Genomic DNA, 16,696 nt, shown 5'->3' with positions numbered 1-16,696 from the left:
AGCGGCTCTTTTTAAATAACTCATTGGTAATCGAAAATTACTTCTCTTTACCGAATACGTTGTTCTCTTGCTCTTGTACGCGGATAAAGGTAGTACGCTTAGTTAGCTCTTTAAGCTTAGCTGCACCTACGTATGTACACGTTGAGCGAACACCGCCAAGGATGTCTGAAATCGTGTTGTTTACATCACCACGGAAAGGAAGTAGTACTGTTTTACCTTCAGCTGCACGGTACTGAGCAACACCACCAGAGTGCTTGTCCATTGCAGATTGAGAAGACATGCCGTAGAACTTCATGAATTTCTCGCCATCTTTCTCAATAACTTCACCACCAGATTGCTCGTGGCCGGCTAGCATACCGCCAAGCATGACGAAATCTGCGCCGCCACCAAATGCTTTAGCAACGTCACCAGCACATGAACAGCCACCGTCACCAATAATCATACCGCCTAGGCCGTGTGCTGCGTCTGCACACTCGATGATTGCTGAAAGCTGAGGGTAACCAACACCAGTTTTAACACGCGTAGTACATACAGAACCTGGGCCAATACCTACTTTTACGATGTCTGCTCCCGCTAGGATAAGCTCTTCACACATATCGCCAGTTACAACGTTACCTGCAGAGATAGTTTTCGTTGGGAATGCTTCACGAACACGCTGAACAAACTCAACTAGGTGCTCTGAATAGCCATTAGCAATATCGATACAGATGAACTCTAGATCTTCGCTTAGCGCTAAGATTTCAGAAGTTTTATCAAAGTCACGATCAGACGTACCTGTTGATACGAATACTTTGTTTAGCGTTTCTTTGTCTGAATTTTTTACGAACTCAGCCCATTGCTCAACAGTGTAATGCTTGTGCATTGCCGTCATTGCGCCATGCTTAGCTAGTTCAGTCGCCATTTCAAAGCTACCTACTGAATCCATGTTTGCTGCAATAACTGGAACTCCAGACCATTGACGACCACTGTGCTTGAATGTAAAATCGCGGGTTAAATTTACTTGAGAACGACTTTTAAGAGTTGAACGCTTCGGGCGAAACAGTACATCTTTAAAGCCTAACTTAAGTTCTTGTTCGATACGCATTGTGTAAATTCCTTGATTTATTAGTACATGTTCCAGTGGGCATATGGCTTACTCGAAAGAGCACAGTCATAACTAAACACAGTCATAACTAAGCATAGTGCGTTGGCATTGCGTTGGCAGACGCTTTACCTTTCTTCGGACACAAAAAAACCGGAGCGTTGGCAGACGCTCCGGTTTTCAGCATTATAGGTTGTGATTTATTTCCCGCAAGACTGATAAAATTATTTTTTTTGTGTTACCTTACGACAGAAATCATACCCCAAAACGTGCAAACCGTTCTCTTCTCCTAAGAACACCCTAATACCTCCTTAAATTACAAACACTTAGCTAGAATTTTATATTCTTTAATTTTGCAACCATCGTTTCGCAAACGTTTACCGAAATCGTTACCTCTCATTACAAAAGCCACACTATGTGATTCAAGTCACATCTAAAACCCTAGAAAGGCGGTTAATTTTCATACTGTTCTTTCCGATTATTTTTCACATCACAAAGAACATAGAAATAATCTCAAGCATTACTTATCTGGTTTAGTTATTGCTTTAATTTATTCATAACGTCAAAAGAACAACAACATGAATACCAAGTCATCATTAACATGGAGTGAAGTGATGAAAGTAACCTACTCAAGCTTGTTTATTATCGCACTACTACTTATTAAGCCCGCTGTATCTCTGGCGGCTTCATCACCACACCAAATCTATATCGATACCGGTTACGCCGAGCTCAAAGGGCCACTAGGTAAAGATGACACTTGGGTGACCAATGTAGGTTACAGCTACTTTTTTACACCATTCATCGGCTTCGACGTGGGCTACACAGACACGGTGATCAGCACCGCTGAATATGTGAACTCGCTAGATGAAACAATTGAGGCTGGTTATAAAGGCTTTTATGGCGGGGCTAGAATTGAACACCCGATACGCAATATCGGTATGCTGTATGCGAAAGGTGGGCTGAGCCATACAACCCTAGAAGAAGTGAATGTGACTAGTGCTCCTAACACCACCATTGACACCTCTGGCACTAATCCTTACTTCGGCATTGGTGCCACAATTCCTTCACGCATGCAGCCGAATCTGGAGTTTAGTATCGAGTACAACTACCAAGACTTAGAGGGAGATTACAAAAACTCGGCGATTTTATTCGGTGCACACTATCGACTTTAAATGGTTATTGACCAGTTTAAGTCATCATTGATTCATCAGGCGGCGAATAGCTGGAATTAGGTCGCTTGCGAGTAGCCCTCTTGAGCCAAATTCAGTTGCAAGTTCGTCTGCTGCGACGCTATGTAGCTGAACCCCTGTCAGCGCAGCATCACCCAACGACATGCCCTGCGCCAATAAGCTGACAATAACGCCCGTTAATACATCTCCCATTCCACCAGAACCCATTCCAGCGTTACCGGCGGTGCAAACATAGATGGTTTGTCCATCATGTACTAGCGTACCAGCACCTTTGAGAACAATAACCCCTCCATAGATTTGCTGTAGCTGAGTCACGGCTTGGAAACGATTCGATTCGACTTCTTTAATTGAACATGCCAACAAGCGTGCTGCTTCACCAGGGTGAGGCGTTAGTATTCGGTTATCGTCTTTGAAGGGATTTTCAGCCAATAACGTCAAAGCATCTGCATCCAACACTTTTGCTTTGTCATAACGGCGTACTAATTCAAACAGTGAACGAGCATGGTTTGACGTGGATAGCCCGGGACCAAGAGCAATGGCATCAGACCAATCAACCCGTTTGGCTACAAAAGCCATACTTTGCCAGTTTGAAACCATAACTTCAGGGCAGTGATTTAACATTGGCGCTATACTGACTTCGTTAGTCAGCACTGCAGTAAGGCCTGCGCCTGATCGAGCAGATGCGTTCCCAGAAAGAATAATGGCACCGGAGAAACCTTGCTCGCCGCCTATTAACGCTACCTTGCCATGCGTTGATTTGTGAGAAGCGGGTTTACGTTTCGGTAAAGATGATTGCCAACAACGTGAATCGATAGCCAAGGTAGCCGGCACATTCTGCCTATGGAAGGTTTCAGATACCCCTAACCCATCATAAACAAACTTACCGGTATGATTTCGTGCTCGCCCTGTCACTAACCCCTGTTTCATTCCAATAAACGTGACTGTATAGAACGCTTCAATGGCCACACCCAATACACTCCCTGTATCAGCACAAAGCCCCGAAGGTATATCTACCGAGATTACTTTAGCCGAGTGAGCATTGATCAGTTCGATTAACGATCGCTGCGCAACGCGAACTTCTCCTGTTAACCCAGTTCCGAGTATCGCGTCGACGATCAGTTCAACGTCGCTCACTATCGCGAGAGCTGGCTTTTCAACACGGCCACCGGCACTGATATAGGCTTGATACGCTGACTTAGCGTCGCCAGTTATCTTTTCTATATCTACCGCTGACCAAAGCTCGACCTTGACTCCTGCTTCAAGTAGCAATCTTGCTACGACATAACCATCACCACCATTATTGCCTCCACCACAACACACAAGCACTCGCCGTGCACTTGGAAACTGCCGCTTGATAGTTTGAAACACGGCTAAGCCCGCACGTTCCATCAAGGCATACATTTCGACTTGGCAATCTTTGGCGGCTTTCTGCTCACCCGATTTAACTTGCTGCGCCGTGTAAAAACGAGCTTGTTCATTCATCAGTAGAGTTCTCTAGAGACTATTATTACTCGCTATAAGCATAGACAAAAAAGCCAAGGAAAACCTTGGCTTAGTCAACATAGTGATGATTATAGATACCGGAGTTCAGCTGCGGCAAGGCTTCAAGCTTTACCAGAAATCAAGGCTTCCGCAGTCGCATCTTGGATCGAAAGAAATAGAGATTTAATTTCTCCCGTTGGGGTACGCATCGGATTCAGTGTGACATTTTGGTACATGAAATCCGCTTGCTGGGTAACTGGCCTCACGTTACGACAACGGAATAAATATGGCCGTTGCTGCCAAGTGATAAAGCTTCGACAACCAAGGTCATAAACAGGCTTTGTCTTAAACTTAAACCACTCTTGAGGGATCTCAGGAAACAGTTCAAACAGTGACTTTCCAATCGCATCATGAGATTGCTTACCACTGTGATGAGTCATAAAGCCATTCCACACTTGCACATTGTAGTCCCTGTCGATAACGATCAATCCCATATCGACATTTTGCACCATGTCCACCATCCAGTGGAATTGCTCAAATTCAGCAGGAAGATTCAACATCAAAAGTCCTCCATCAAATAGGCTAGCTTGTTATCGAGTAGTGGGAGTGACTCGTCAACGAACATAAACAGTAAATCACAACGAATCGAAGTGCCATCGATGTTATAACTTACCTCGAAGGTCATGGTCTTTTTAAATGAACCCGTCGTCGAAGAAATTACCGAATCGATAGAAATATGCTGGCCTAACAACACGGGTGAACTCTGGAAGAAACGCACTTCAGATTGTTCTCCCAAGCCGTTAAGAAAAGACCCCACAAGGATGTTGGATACGTCCATCAAAAGCTCTAATTCTTCTAGCTCTTCGCTGTCTGCTGGGATCTTCATAAGCTTCTTCAGATCCGAAACACTGGAATCACTAAGCAGCACCAAAGCTTCGCCCGCAATACCTTCACCACTGAAGCCCTGACACACGCCAGAAACTTGGTCATTTTCAGCAAGGTCACGAAGGGCCATATGGAGTTCACTCAACTCCAATATATTTACGTTAGGCAATGGCAAGTGCACAAACACATCAAAATGACGCGCCAACGCATCGGCTGCGCGTCCAATCGAAACGTTTGCCACTTCCATATACACATCTCGGCGACGAAGTATTGGCAGCTCAACCGATACTGGAGTCACTATACGCGGCTGGGTAACTGGCTCTACAAGTTCTTTTAATACATCGTTGAGAATTTGTTTATCGATGGGCTTTTGAATAAAGGCTTTTGCGCCAAGTGCGGTCACGCGTTCTTTGGCTTTAGGCTGAATATCCCCAGACACAACAACTACAGGGATCGAATAGCCTCGCTTTTGGATTTCTTCTAACGTACCAAAGCCATCCAGCTCGGGCATCGTCAGATCCAAAAACATCAATTTGAATTCATTTTGGGCTAGTTGGTCCAGTGCATCTAAACCGTGCACTGCAAAAGTGATATCTGCGTTGAGTGATGCAGGAAGAGAACGTGCCATCTGCTTGCGCGCAAGCGCAGAGTCATCACAGATGAGTACGGGATAAGACATGCGATCACCTACTACTATTTTACTGTCGAATAAATACAGTGTAACAGATAGTTACCGGACAAGATCCCAAACGTAATGATATTTTCACATTTATATTGCCAAGATTATAAGAAGCGAAGTTGGGAAAAGAAAATGCCGTTAGATAAAAGAGTATGTCACTGTTATTCAACGTTTAATGGCAAGCGTTGCTCAAGAGAAAGGGAGAAAGTAAAAAGCCCTCGAATGAGGGCTTGATAATGAACTGTTTTTATTTGGTCATTCGAATCAACGAGCAACCCATGAGCCACTCCAGCTCACGTGCACTAGCGTCACCAAATTGGGTTTCTAACAGCTTGTACAAGCGGTCTACACCTTGCGCAGCAAACTCATGCGCGTTTTCGGTTGTTACAATATGGTGGAACAGTAAACGAAGAATCGCTAAGAACTCTTCGTTCTCTAGTGATTCAATCCAACTCTGTGAAAACGCTTCTAGGCCGTTTTCAAAGTCTAAGTGTTCAATAAACAATCTGAAAATACGACCATCTAAAGCAGCGGTAAAATCGGTCTTTTTCGGAAAGTGGTGGCTAATACCAGTACGTGATACGCCCGTCTGTTGACTCAGAGTGGTGTACGACATCTTGTCGTAGCCCAGTCTTAACAGTTGGTCGACCACTGCATCCATAATTTTCTGGATAGTGATCTCAGTATCTTCTTTACTACGTTTAGGCATGGTGAGGCTCTTCTCTCTGTAAATCCATCTGACTCAAATTGAGTCTTGAATGAAAATCTCTACGGTTTGTCCACAATGATTCACAGCGATTTATATATAGTTTTGTACGCTATGAAGACTTTTCATCGGTTGGCTTAAACCAAGCTGCTTATTCCGAACAGCATAGCCTAAAACAATCCGACTCACCAAAGCGAAACTAATTTTTCACTTTTGTTTGTGCAACATATCTAGCTAACAAATGTGATAGCTTGCTGCATTGGTTATATAAATATTTTATCCATCGGGATGATGTTATAAAACCAGCCAATACACAACTCAGGGAAACGATACCCCACAGAATTCTGACACACTGTTACGCATTTATATGATCTACATCACATGTAACAAAGCAGGCTGGAGGTATATAGGAAGACAGTTACATACCCGATATCAACATAACATACCGTTTCTTGTGGCTTTAATTTGACTCCGTTTTTGTAGATGAAGATCAAATTCAATTGTAGAATAGCCCTAATTTCTTTAAGGAGTACCTAATGAGCATCGAACAAACCGAAGCTGAAGTATGTGAAGCATGTGGCTGTGCTGGCGAAATGGGCTTTATTATCAAAGAAGGTGACGACGTCGCAGAAGTCACGATTTTTGCCAATAACAAAGAACAGCTAGATGGCGAATTCCAAAAATACCTGACACTGGCACAACAAGTCTGCGCAAACGTCGAGCACGAACTTAGCCCTGTGTCTGACGAGTCTAAAGAACTGACTGCCCGCTTCAAGTTCGAAGTTAGCGCTGAAAAACTGATTTTTGAATTGAAATCTCGCTCTATCTCACGATGAGTCTAATTACTAAAAACGAGCCCTTGGGCTCGTTTTTTATTCCTCACACACATCCAATACTGCCCTTTCCATCCACACACAAAAAAAAACAGCTAAGCCGCTGACATAAAATCACAAATTGTCGGCTTGCCATTGCACTGCCAAACAAAGCCACCGATACTACCACTATGTTTGTATCATCGACTTCTTGGCCATTTATGAAGGCAGCACTACTCTTCTTGACCCTAAGCCTACTTTCTACTCGCGCCGCTGCCGAGCCGCTTGACTATTACCGTATGCTCAACCATTTAGACAACTACGGTAACTTAGATCTACGCAATAAACCCTATACAGCGCTACCCGATGGTCTACAGGTCAAAGGAAACCTCAATATTGCAAAAACATCGATTGAGCGCCTACCTAAGGGCTTGGATATTCAAGGAAGCTTGGATGCCTCAAATAGCAAACTAAAGCGCATTGAAAAAGGCACTAAAATTAAGGGGTTTGCAAACTTGTTAGGCAGCGAACTCACTCGATGGCCTGGCGGAATCCAAGTCGGCGGTTTTATCAACCTAACCGACACCAAAGTTACCTCACTCCCTCCGCGTTTTTATGTCAAAGGCGACTTGAGTGTCATTAGAACCCCCCTTGAGCAGCTACCAGAGGGCCTGACTGTCGAAGGCAATTTGTTTATTGGCGGTTCAAAAATAACGACCTTCCCAGACACTATGACAGTCAATGGCAATATATTCCTTGGCGGCAACGTCGTGACTAAATGGCCAAGCAATTTAACACTGGGTGGAGCGGTAGCTCGTTAACGTGCAGACTTAGCAAACCAAAAAAAGAGAGGCATCAGCCTCTCTTTTTCATTTTGTAACTCAGCAAATTTACGCTTGGTTACGTACTGGGTTAGCGTAGCTGTCTAACAAGTACTGATGCGCATCTTCCGGAAGCTCTTGAAGCTTCTCGTCTAAATGGCTGCGCACCGCAGATTCAACGCTATGATCATTGCCTGCAGCCAAATGGTTAATTGGGTACAGGTTGTAGTTTGCGTGGATCTGACGATCAATTTCTGCAGCGAGCTCTTCAGGCGTTTCAAAGGGATCGGAAATAACGTCACCAAACGCGACGTGAATGCGGCCTTTATTACCCACAATGCCCTGAATGATGCTTTCGATATCTTCAAACTCACCTTTTTCATAGCTGCCATTGGTCGCTTTCTCATACAACTCACGTGCTTTAGCGATATCACACGGGTCATTTTCGTAAGCAATCGATACTGGGACGATTTTCAGAGACTTAATGTAGTCCGGGAAGGCTACTTTTTGTTTGCGACCTTCTACGTGGAACATCTTCAGAATAGCTGGATCGGTAAAATCGTTGCCATCTTTGGCACGACCTTCTTTCTGAGCGATCCAGATAGAATTCCCAGTGTCTAAAGAGTGTTTGATGTAGCTAGACAGTGTACCTAGAGCTTTCATCATTTCACGAGGGCCTTTTGCCGAACGTTTCACAATGAAACTCTTGTTCAAACGCATTAGTTCTGTCGCACATGGCTTTTTGAGCAAGTTATCACCAATAGCAATACGAACCGTTCTGTGGTTCTCTTGGTGTAAGCCATAGTTCACGAGCGCTGGATCCATCGCGATGTCGCGGTGGTTAGACACAAACAAATACGCCGTGCTCTTATCCAGCTTATCTAGACCTGTGTACGTCACACCATTTGTAGTGGTTTCTAATGTCTTAGTGAGGTACTTCTTCACTTCCATTTGAATCGCTTCAACAGAAGTTAATTTGGCCCACTTAAACTTCAGGTAAGCTTTCACAAATGGGCTCATAACCGCTTTGAACCAAGGGGCGTGATTAGAGAATCGGTGCTGTAAAATCGCACTGATAAACTCTTCATCGTTGATAAGCCGATCAATAGCGGATGGAATTTCTTCGTCGTTATACGGACGAATATCTACATAAGGGTCAGTATTAGAACTCATTTTTCACTACATCAAATAAAAAGCTGGCCTATTCTACGCATAGTTTTTATGGTTATCAGCAACAGACGTCTGAGAATACTCAAGGTCAGACCAGAAGATGGTCAATAAACTACCACGCTATTGGCATTTTTGGGAAGAAAAGGTAACCTTAGCGCCCCATTTTTGGAGACGAATTAATGAATTACGCCATTGAACATCAATACGAGCAGTTTAACTACCTAATTACGACACCGCGTAAAAAAGTAATTAAATACAGTTTGGTAAGAGTGATTCATGGCCTAGTCTTGGTTCGGTTAGGAAAACATGAGTACACGGTCGAAGCAGGTGAAGCAATGTGGATTCCATTTGATTGCTTATGCTCACTGTCCTTTTTTCCAGGTTCGAAAGTACAACAAGTACACTTTTCTGCTCGCTTAACCGACTCTTTCCCAAGCCAGGCAGGATACGTAGAACTTAACGACCTAACGGTTGCCCTGCTCGACCGACTAGCAACCAAGACATCGTCTGTGGAGCATAGCCAAGATATGCTGACCGTTGTGCGAAATGAAATCGGCACGCTGAAGCCACTTCTGTCTCTCAACCTGTTGAGCCAAGCAATTTCATCTTGGCAACCTGATAGCGATTCTTCGTTAGCTCGTGATGTGCTTATGGTCTTGACGGTACGTGAAGCTAAAAAGCGCATTCAATCTGGCCAGAAAAAAGCTGTCGTTATTGAACAATTATTTGCGGGTAATGCAGAAGAGTGCGAACAAATCGCACTCTTGGTTCTAGGTGAAGATTTTTAGGCAAGAGACCTATACGGATAAGCGTGGCGTACTAGCTCTTAGATAGTGCGCCTTGTTTAACTAGCATCATACTCTGTTGTGGCGGGACAACCACAGAAAGCTCTCTTTTAACAGTAGAGTATTTCTGAGCACTGAGTAATTCAAACCACTCACCAGACACAGGAAGAGACATTCTCTTCGGCTTACGTGACTTGTTCAGCACAACAATACCTTTATCTCCACGTTTAAACGCTAGGAGATCATCACATGCTTCAATTAAAGACATGCGAAGCCCATGCATTCGGTTGTGGAACTCTATTCTTGCAACCATTTGAGGATCATTCCAAGAATCTACCCAACGCGGTTTCTTGCAAGAATTTACTATCCCGCTAGTATCAAGGTCGGTGTAAATCAACGGCACTCCGCCATCTCGCCCCAATATATAGCTATAGGCTAACCCTTCTAATGACTCGTCCATCACCATATCGGCAAACACATCGTTGTTTGGAATATCGTGTGTGATGGCAAAGGTGATCGCTCTTGGTTTAGACAGTGCTTGGCCAAAACAATATGGGTCGATGAGTGATTTCAATGACCCTTTTGGCTGCAGCGAGTCAAACACCGTCTGAAACAACGGGAAGTCGTAAGCACCAAGCCGTGTTTGCTCTAAGTAGGGTTGTAAGAACAACTCATATTCGGCCTTCGTCGCTCCACCATCGGTAATGATCTCCCCAAAGATATGGATGCCTTCAGTAATATCATCACTCCACACTTTTTTGAGTTGTTCGAGGGTAATGTGCTTTGCCGCGTCAATTCGAAACCCTTTAACACCAAGCGCTTTCATCGCTTTTAAGTAGAGTTTTTGCTGCTCGACCACGTAATCACTGTCTCGAAGTGTAGGCAAACCTGGATCGGTTGGGCCCCCCGTGATCCGGCCATTTTGTACTTCCCACTTGTCTTGCCAATCTTCAATCCCAAATGCTTCTACAAAGTCTTCTTCCGTAAAAATAGGCTCAGAGAGATCACCGAATAGCTTCACTGATTCAAAATATTGGCTGTTTGATTGATAGCTGTCTAACTCTGCTTGGCTAGGATACTGGAGATCATTTCGAATCGAAGACTCGTTCGCCATATGGTTGAACACCACATCCACATAAGTGCGAATGTCATGCTCCTTTAAGGCGGTAATCATTGCTTTGAAATCGACCGTGTTTCCCAACTGGTTATCAATTACGCGATAATCTTGAGGCTGATAGCGTTGCCACCATTTGGTGCCGCTTTTAGTACATAGGGACTTCATTGGAGGAGAAACCAAAACAGATTTGTACCCTGCTTTGGCTATTTCATGAGCTTGCTCTGCAACCGAAAGATATGGCCAATCAAAGGCGTGAAGAATTACGTCGGTATGATGCACAGTTTTCATGTTGTTACTTTCCTTTGTTATACCGACTGACATGGTCATTTTTTGTACTCGCGATCCAATTTTGTCAGTCTGTATGATAAATTTGTAGTGGTACTGGCAAACTGAGATTATATTCAATCTCACGAGCTTTGATTCCCCCTGCTGGGGAAAATTGGCGTATGAGTTAGGGGGCGTAGAGGGCGCGCTATACTATAACGATACTAACAACCAATCGAGGTATTCACAGGAGGGCCTATGTCAACACTGCGAATTGATATTGTTTCTGATGTCGTTTGCCCATGGTGCATCATCGGTTACAAGCGCCTTGAAGTTGCACTTGAGCAGTTGTCTGACCTTGTTGTAGCTGACATCCACTGGCACCCTTTTGAGCTTAACCCAGCTATGCCGATTGAAGGTCAAAACCTCAAAGAACATTTGGCCGCCAAGTACGGGACGTCGGATGAAGCAAGTGCGTCTGCAAGAGAAACTCTGACTCAACTCGGCGCAGACTTGGGCTTTCAGTTCGACTTTTACGACGAAATGCGCATATACAACACTCGAAAAGCGCATCAACTGCTAATGTGGGCGCAAAGTGATGCCAAACAACAAGCGCTGGAACTCGCCCTTTTCAAAGCCTATTTCTCTAAACGGATGGATATCAGTCAAACATCAGTGTTGATTGAAATTGCCACTTCCGTCGGTTTAGATGCTGAGCTAGCCCAGAAAGTGATAGACGATCCTTCTTGGGCTGAAACCGTCGCGTCTACTGAACAACAGTGGATCGAAGCGGGTATCAACGCCGTCCCTGCAATCATTTTGAATCAAAAACACCTTATCGCTGGCGCACAATCAAGCCAAATACTGGTCGATGTGATTACTGAAGTGGTTACAAAAGAGCTCGCCGACTAGACTCATTGACCTCTCCTTACATCTCGCCAGCCCTTTATTCACTGAGGATTTGCCGACTAAAACACCAACCCTGACGAATAACTCACCAGCTAACATTATCAATATCAATAATCGTTGCTCTAGTTGCGCTGCCGTTTTAAGCTGCAAAGATACACACTGGTCGTTGATATGCCATCCCTATTCGTTGGCAATACGTATTTCCACTTACAGGTAGGGAATTCAGTATCAGGGTTTATGTTAGAGGGCAGCCTTTGCTAACAAACCTGTTCAACCGACTGATGTATAACAAAAACAACAAAAAGAAGAAGAGGTAAAACGATGCACAGCTCATACTCCTACCCGATTGGAACAAGCGGAGAAAAGTGGGGACAAGAGGAACGTAAAGCTTGGCGCGCTCAAACCACCATTAAGCGAGAATATCAACAAGAAGTCGTACCCAAAATTAAGGCGCTCGCCTCTGAGTTTCTCGTCGAACAATATGGCGCTCTTTCCTACGATGAACAGCGCTATCCATTATTTTGCATCAAAAGCCCTAATTGGGATGACAACAAGCCCACTGTGCTAGTCACTGGCGGCGTGCACGGTTATGAAACCAGTGGTGTGCACGGTGCGTTAAAGTTTGTAGAGACTCAAGCTCAGCACTACAGCCAATACTTCAACATTGTCGTTGCTCCTTGTGTCAGCCCTTGGGGATACGAGACGATTAACCGTTGGAACCCAAATGCAGTGGATCCAAATCGCTCGTTCTATCAAGATTCGCCAGCAGAAGAATCTGCCAACTTAATGAAGTTAGTCTCAACGCTGGGTGATGTACTCATTCACATCGATCTTCATGAGACAACCGATACCGACGAAACCGAGTTCCGCCCTGCTCTGGCAGCTCGTGACGGAGTTGAATACATTGAAGGCATGATCCCAGACGGTTTTTACACTGTTGGTGACACAGAGAACCCAGTGCCAGACTTCCAAGCAGCGGTCATTGAGTCGGTTAGAAAAGTGACTCATATTGCTCCTGCTGACGAGGATGGCAAAATCATCGGCTCTGAAGTCGTACAAGATGGCGTAATTAACTACTCCATGAAAAAGCTTGGCCTTTGTGGCGGCGTAACGAATTGTCAGTACGGTACGACTACCGAAGTTTACCCAGACAGCCCAAAGGTCACTGACGACGAGTGTAATCATGCACAAGTGGCAGCCATCATTGGTGGTTTAGACTACGTATTGTCTCAGCGCTAACACGCACTGTCGGCTGACAAAACGAAATATAAAAAACCGGCTATAGCAGCCGGTTTTTATATTGTTCTGGAGTTAAGCCAGAGTACTTCTTGAACATCGATATATAAGGGCTCGCTTGGTTGTAGCCCAGTGTAAATGCGACTTCCTTAACCGAGTGCCCCTTTCGCAATAACTCCATGGAATAGAGATATCGAACTCGCAAACGCCACTCTGTGAAACTCATACCCAATTCCGTTTGGCAATGACGTGCTAACGTTCGCTCCGTGGTATGCACCTTTGCCGCCCAATCTCCTAAGCTGGTGTTGTCGGTCGGTGACTCCTCTACCGCTGCCAATATCGGCTCTAAGTATTTGTTGTTTGTTGTAGGCAGAAAGTGGTGTTCAACTTCACCAGTCGCCAGTTGGTCGAGCAACACTTGAATCAGACGCTTGTCCTGTACTGATTCCGCTACGTTAATGTCCCTCGACCTGAAGTCATCAACAATCGCAGAAACAATTGGGGTTACTTTTATCAGGCTGGTTTGACTAGGGAAATGTTTGGTTAAGTCCAACGCAATATTCAAAGACCAGTAATCCAGTGGTTTACGATTGAAGCTACAGTGGTTGATACCCGCGGGCACCCAAATAGCCAAATGAGGTGGTGCTAGAAAACGCGTGTCTTCTGCTTCCATTTCTAAAATGCCACCACTGATTAGCTGAATTTGTCCCCAAGGATGACTATGAACCCGCGTCTCTGTGTTAGACAAAAACGCTTCAAAATTCATAAATACATCTGATGGCGCAGTGTCAATTGATAACGACGGATGAAGGTTACGAGCTGCTCTTTTCAAAATTGTCTTCCTAACGCGCAGAATGTCTTTTTGAAGATACATACAATCATACAGACCTGTCAGACTTGTTACTATCACTTATACTGCGACGGAGCTCACATGGTCTACCTACTACCGCTTTTCACTGTCATGATCTGGGGCGGGAACTCCATCGTAAATAAACTGGCGGCTTCAGCAATCGAGCCGAGCTCTATGAGCTTTTATCGTTGGTTCGTTGCCATGCTCATCCTTACACCATTCTGCTTGCCAACGTTCGTTAAGCAGTGGCAAGTCATTAAGCCTTACCTTTCTAAGCTCGCCTTCTTGGCAATGCTTGGTATGGTGCTTAACCAGTCTCTTGGGTACTACGCCGGATTGACGACGACTGCATCCAACATGGCACTGATCACGTCTTTAGTTCCTCTACTGAGCGTCTTCCTTAGTGTACCGTTATTGGGTAAACGCTTAGCACCTCTAAGTATCGTTGGAGGTGTTATTTCCCTTTCAGGCTTAGCTTTTATGCTTGGTAAAGGGGACGTTGGTTTCTTCCTAGATAAAGATATGACTCAAGGTGACTTCCTCACCATTCTTTCAGCTTCGGTATACGCGCTTTACTGTGTATTGCTTAAACGCTGGAAAATGCCTTTGAGTAACTGGACGCTTATCTACAGCCAAGGGCTTTTTGCTGTCGCCATGCTAATCCCACTGTGGCTTTCCAGCGACACGTTACTACCCACTCAAGCGTCTTTGCCTCTCATCGCTTATGCCTCTATTTTAGGGTCGATTGCAGCGCCTTGGATGTGGGTAAAAGCCATTGACCTCATCGGCGCAGACTCAAGTGCAATGTTTATGAACCTGCTACCGGTTTTCGCAGTGACCCTAGCAGCCATATTGCTTGGCGAAACTATCCACAGCTACCATGTGTTAGGTGGTTTAATGGTTATTTCTGGGGTTATTTTGTCTCAATTCAAACTTCGTAGAGCCGTAGTAACGGCTGTTGATGCGGACAAAGCTTAACGGGTAAAGCAGAATGAGTGGGTGGTGTGAATACCCCACTCCACCAGCTCTTGAACTTAGATATAAAAAATTATTTAGGATAGGCATACTGTTTTTTTATTTAAAAACATGCCTCTAGGGATTTCATCTGATATAACTATCAGTACATAACAACAAATAATTTGTCGCCTATGATGCAACCCATTTTGCAGCTGATCGAAGAAAACCAAGTCATTTCGTCTCCAAAGCAGCTCAAACAAATCTTACTGAAGTTAAATAACATCATCGACCACGAATACTTTTTGCTCGGACTCTCGTTCCAACCCACTTTGGTTGACGGTAAGACACTCATTATCGATAACTACCCCACTACCTGGCGAGAACAGTATGATGAATCAGGCTTCATGCATGTGGACCCAGTGGTGAAGTACAGCATGTCTCATTTTCTACCAGTGCGATGGGATCTGTTCAAGCAAGACACATCCAGTTCTAACGTCATTTTTGAAGAAGCTCGCTGTAATGGCCTCAACGCTGGCTTTAGCATCCCAATACACGGTTTAAGGGGCGAGTTTGGTATGCTAAGTTTCGCCACGTCTGATGAGAAAGCTTACAACGTCGACAGCGCTAGAATTGCCACATCTCAATTGATTGTCCCTTTGCTCACCCAGAACATTCACAACATTGTGTCTGACTCTGAGGACAACGAACATTTGGTGTCTTTAACCAATAGAGAAGTTCAATGCTTAACTTGGGCTGCGGAAGGCAAAAGCGCATGGGAAATTGCCGCAATCATCGGTTGCTCAGAACGCACGGCAAAGTTTCACATTTCGAATGCTTGCAATAAGCTTGGCGCGACGAATCGCTACCAAGCTATTACTAAAGCGATACTCGGGGGACATATCCACCCTCATATCTAATGTTGCGAATCACTAAGCGCCAACACTTTGCCTGTATTGCTCATTCATCGGAATGTGAAGTACCACGGAACGCGTATCTCCCAGCAGATGGACTTGCTGGTCTCCTATCCTAGAGTTTGGGATCCCCATACGGCTGATTAATTTCTCTATTGCTACCGAAGTCACTGTCACATATGAGTCAATCTCATGCGATTTTGCGTGTTGGTACAAGGCCTGAAACATCTTCATCGTCACATTACTCACACCACCCGCTTGAGCTGAAAACTCCTTATCAACTGCAAATCGGCTGAGCTCAAACACCCTTTCTTCCTGTGGCGCTTCTTGCTCGCCAAGCAAAATCGGAAAAGTGTCCTTTAGCATGTAGTCTTGCGTTGTCGGCAGAACACGCCAGCACCCAATCACTGGCCCGTGCTCTTGTTTAGCATACAAATAATGCGCTCTATCGACATCGTACTCATCTGTTTCTTTCTGTTGCTCAACATTGAGCTCCCAATTCAAGCGCTTAGCGAAAACCTTGTAACGTAACGACAATAAGTCGTCATAATCACCAGTAGGAATTTCGCTAAATGTGTGGGACAAAATTGAAATAGACATGTTACATCTCCTTTTTATTGATGGAGATGTCAACGTAGTAGATAGATTGACTTAGAAAACCTGTCCGATCGAACAGTTATGCATACGGTTGATTTTATTTATTATCTAAGAGCTTATTACTAGCAGTCAGTTGGCCGATACCACGAAAACACTACATAAAATTTATTCAGTATTCGGCGTGTATTAAAAAGCCCTTAGCTCATCGAGCTAAGGGCTTTTCTTGTATTGAACTTAGTAGAAA

At 44.5% G+C, this 16,696-nt stretch carries 17 protein-coding genes; 8 read left to right on the top strand and 9 right to left on the bottom strand.

Translation table 11 applies throughout. The features are described 5' to 3' along the window. Positions 1-37 precede the first annotated feature (37 nt). Positions 38-1,084, bottom strand: coding sequence for a GMP reductase (locus ACXABW_RS15925; protein ID WP_252033845.1), 1,047 nt, complete (start codon positions 1,082-1,084; stop codon positions 38-40). A 575-nt stretch (positions 1,085-1,659) separates the two neighbouring features. On the opposite strand from ACXABW_RS15925, the gene ACXABW_RS15920 reads away from it, so the two are divergent. Further along, positions 1,660-2,253, top strand: coding sequence for a porin family protein (locus ACXABW_RS15920; protein ID WP_457526113.1), 594 nt, complete (start codon positions 1,660-1,662; stop codon positions 2,251-2,253). Positions 2,254-2,277: 24 nt separating this feature from the next. On the opposite strand, the gene ACXABW_RS15915 is transcribed toward ACXABW_RS15920, so the two are convergent. The 4 genes from ACXABW_RS15915 to ACXABW_RS15900 all read right to left on the bottom strand — a co-directional run bounded on the left by ACXABW_RS15915 (position 2,278) and on the right by ACXABW_RS15900 (position 6,026). Continuing rightward, positions 2,278-3,753: an NAD(P)H-hydrate dehydratase gene (locus ACXABW_RS15915; RefSeq protein WP_457526111.1), complete on the bottom strand. Its 1,476-nt coding sequence runs from the start codon at positions 3,751-3,753 to the stop codon at positions 2,278-2,280. A gap of 122 nt (positions 3,754-3,875) precedes the next feature. After that, positions 3,876-4,313, bottom strand: a complete 438-nt coding sequence (locus ACXABW_RS15910) for a PAS domain-containing protein (protein ID WP_252033839.1) — start codon at positions 4,311-4,313, stop codon at positions 3,876-3,878. Next, positions 4,313-5,317: a response regulator gene (locus tag ACXABW_RS15905; RefSeq protein ID WP_252033837.1), complete on the bottom strand. Its 1,005-nt coding sequence runs from the start codon at positions 5,315-5,317 to the stop codon at positions 4,313-4,315. Before ACXABW_RS15905 ends, ACXABW_RS15910 begins: the two co-directional genes overlap by 1 nt. A 247-nt stretch (positions 5,318-5,564) precedes the next feature. Beyond that, a complete protein-coding gene (locus ACXABW_RS15900) occupies positions 5,565-6,026 on the bottom strand; it encodes a TetR/AcrR family transcriptional regulator (RefSeq protein WP_265688809.1) in 462 nt (153 codons plus the stop codon). A 533-nt stretch (positions 6,027-6,559) separates the two neighbouring features. Between ACXABW_RS15900 and ACXABW_RS15895 the strand changes: the two genes are divergently transcribed. Both ACXABW_RS15895 and ACXABW_RS15890 read left to right on the top strand, forming a co-directional pair. Further along, the gene (locus ACXABW_RS15895) at positions 6,560-6,859 is read left to right on the top strand and encodes a YfcZ/YiiS family protein (protein ID WP_252033833.1); all 300 of its coding nucleotides are present in this window, start codon (positions 6,560-6,562) and stop codon (positions 6,857-6,859) included. 197 nt (positions 6,860-7,056) lie between these two features. Further along, positions 7,057-7,656: a hypothetical protein gene (locus tag ACXABW_RS15890; protein WP_457527206.1), complete on the top strand. Its 600-nt coding sequence runs from the start codon at positions 7,057-7,059 to the stop codon at positions 7,654-7,656. A 69-nt stretch (positions 7,657-7,725) separates the two neighbouring features. Here the strand turns inward: ACXABW_RS15890 and ACXABW_RS15885 are convergent, their stop codons facing one another. Then, positions 7,726-8,829 (bottom strand): 1-acyl-sn-glycerol-3-phosphate acyltransferase, encoded by a 1,104-nt coding sequence (locus ACXABW_RS15885; protein WP_457526108.1) that lies wholly within the window; start codon positions 8,827-8,829, stop codon positions 7,726-7,728. Positions 8,830-9,005: 176 nt separating this feature from the next. Here ACXABW_RS15885 and ACXABW_RS15880 point away from each other — a divergent pair, with 176 nt between their 5' ends. Further along, positions 9,006-9,614 (top strand): AraC family transcriptional regulator, encoded by a 609-nt coding sequence (locus ACXABW_RS15880; protein WP_265688807.1) that lies wholly within the window; start codon positions 9,006-9,008, stop codon positions 9,612-9,614. Between the two features lie 31 nt (positions 9,615-9,645). Here ACXABW_RS15880 and ACXABW_RS15875 read toward each other — a convergent pair whose 3' ends face one another. Further along, complete coding sequence (locus tag ACXABW_RS15875; protein WP_457526106.1) at positions 9,646-11,016, bottom strand: alpha-amylase family glycosyl hydrolase; 1,371 nt, start codon at positions 11,014-11,016, stop codon at positions 9,646-9,648. 234 nt (positions 11,017-11,250) lie between these two features. Here ACXABW_RS15875 and ACXABW_RS15870 point away from each other — a divergent pair, with 234 nt between their 5' ends. Together ACXABW_RS15870 and ACXABW_RS15865 are read left to right on the top strand one after the other, a co-directional pair. Next, a complete protein-coding gene (locus tag ACXABW_RS15870; protein ID WP_457526104.1) occupies positions 11,251-11,904 on the top strand; it encodes a DsbA family oxidoreductase in 654 nt (217 codons plus the stop codon). Between the two features lie 318 nt (positions 11,905-12,222). Further along, positions 12,223-13,140, top strand: a complete 918-nt coding sequence (locus tag ACXABW_RS15865) for a M14 family metallopeptidase (protein WP_457526102.1) — start codon at positions 12,223-12,225, stop codon at positions 13,138-13,140. A 40-nt stretch (positions 13,141-13,180) separates the two neighbouring features. Here ACXABW_RS15865 and ACXABW_RS15860 read toward each other — a convergent pair whose 3' ends face one another. Continuing rightward, the gene (locus ACXABW_RS15860; protein ID WP_457526100.1) at positions 13,181-13,969 is read right to left on the bottom strand and encodes an AraC family transcriptional regulator; all 789 of its coding nucleotides are present in this window, start codon (positions 13,967-13,969) and stop codon (positions 13,181-13,183) included. 99 nt (positions 13,970-14,068) lie between these two features. Between ACXABW_RS15860 and ACXABW_RS15855 the strand changes: the two genes are divergently transcribed. Together ACXABW_RS15855 and ACXABW_RS15850 are read left to right on the top strand one after the other, a co-directional pair. After that, a complete protein-coding gene (locus ACXABW_RS15855) occupies positions 14,069-14,965 on the top strand; it encodes a DMT family transporter (RefSeq protein ID WP_457526098.1) in 897 nt (298 codons plus the stop codon). Positions 14,966-15,138: 173 nt separating this feature from the next. Next, positions 15,139-15,861: a LuxR family transcriptional regulator gene (locus tag ACXABW_RS15850; protein ID WP_457527204.1), complete on the top strand. Its 723-nt coding sequence runs from the start codon at positions 15,139-15,141 to the stop codon at positions 15,859-15,861. 12 nt (positions 15,862-15,873) lie between these two features. On the opposite strand, the gene ACXABW_RS15845 is transcribed toward ACXABW_RS15850, so the two are convergent. Then, positions 15,874-16,455 (bottom strand): acyl-homoserine-lactone synthase, encoded by a 582-nt coding sequence (locus tag ACXABW_RS15845; protein ID WP_252033820.1) that lies wholly within the window; start codon positions 16,453-16,455, stop codon positions 15,874-15,876. Between the last annotated feature and the right edge of the window lie 241 nt (positions 16,456-16,696).

It is taken from the genome of Vibrio paucivorans, from assembly GCF_054053395.1.
Note: the sequence above shows the minus strand (reverse complement) of the source record. Positions and strands in the feature narration are given on the sequence as shown.

Excerpts from the sequence above, each read along its gene's own strand:
- ACXABW_RS15900 (WP_265688809.1), bottom strand. The coding sequence starts at position 6,026 with ATGCCTAAACGTAGTAAAGAAGATACTGAGATCACTATCCAGAAAATT.
- ACXABW_RS15925 (WP_252033845.1), bottom strand. The coding sequence starts at position 1,084 with ATGCGTATCGAACAAGAACTTAAGTTAGGCTTTAAAGATGTACTGTTT.
- ACXABW_RS15855 (WP_457526098.1), top strand. The coding sequence starts at position 14,069 with ATGGTCTACCTACTACCGCTTTTCACTGTCATGATCTGGGGCGGGAAC.
- ACXABW_RS15915 (WP_457526111.1), bottom strand. The coding sequence starts at position 3,753 with ATGAATGAACAAGCTCGTTTTTACACGGCGCAGCAAGTTAAATCGGGT.
- ACXABW_RS15890 (WP_457527206.1), top strand. The coding sequence starts at position 7,057 with ATGAAGGCAGCACTACTCTTCTTGACCCTAAGCCTACTTTCTACTCGC.
- ACXABW_RS15845 (WP_252033820.1), bottom strand. The coding sequence starts at position 16,455 with ATGTCTATTTCAATTTTGTCCCACACATTTAGCGAAATTCCTACTGGT.
- ACXABW_RS15850 (WP_457527204.1), top strand. The coding sequence starts at position 15,139 with ATGCAACCCATTTTGCAGCTGATCGAAGAAAACCAAGTCATTTCGTCT.
- ACXABW_RS15905 (WP_252033837.1), bottom strand. The coding sequence starts at position 5,317 with ATGTCTTATCCCGTACTCATCTGTGATGACTCTGCGCTTGCGCGCAAG.
- ACXABW_RS15885 (WP_457526108.1), bottom strand. The coding sequence starts at position 8,829 with ATGAGTTCTAATACTGACCCTTATGTAGATATTCGTCCGTATAACGAC.
- ACXABW_RS15895 (WP_252033833.1), top strand. The coding sequence starts at position 6,560 with ATGAGCATCGAACAAACCGAAGCTGAAGTATGTGAAGCATGTGGCTGT.
- ACXABW_RS15865 (WP_457526102.1), top strand. The coding sequence starts at position 12,223 with ATGCACAGCTCATACTCCTACCCGATTGGAACAAGCGGAGAAAAGTGG.
- ACXABW_RS15920 (WP_457526113.1), top strand. The coding sequence starts at position 1,660 with ATGAATACCAAGTCATCATTAACATGGAGTGAAGTGATGAAAGTAACC.
- ACXABW_RS15875 (WP_457526106.1), bottom strand. The coding sequence starts at position 11,016 with ATGAAAACTGTGCATCATACCGACGTAATTCTTCACGCCTTTGATTGG.
- ACXABW_RS15870 (WP_457526104.1), top strand. The coding sequence starts at position 11,251 with ATGTCAACACTGCGAATTGATATTGTTTCTGATGTCGTTTGCCCATGG.
- ACXABW_RS15880 (WP_265688807.1), top strand. The coding sequence starts at position 9,006 with ATGAATTACGCCATTGAACATCAATACGAGCAGTTTAACTACCTAATT.
- ACXABW_RS15910 (WP_252033839.1), bottom strand. The coding sequence starts at position 4,313 with ATGTTGAATCTTCCTGCTGAATTTGAGCAATTCCACTGGATGGTGGAC.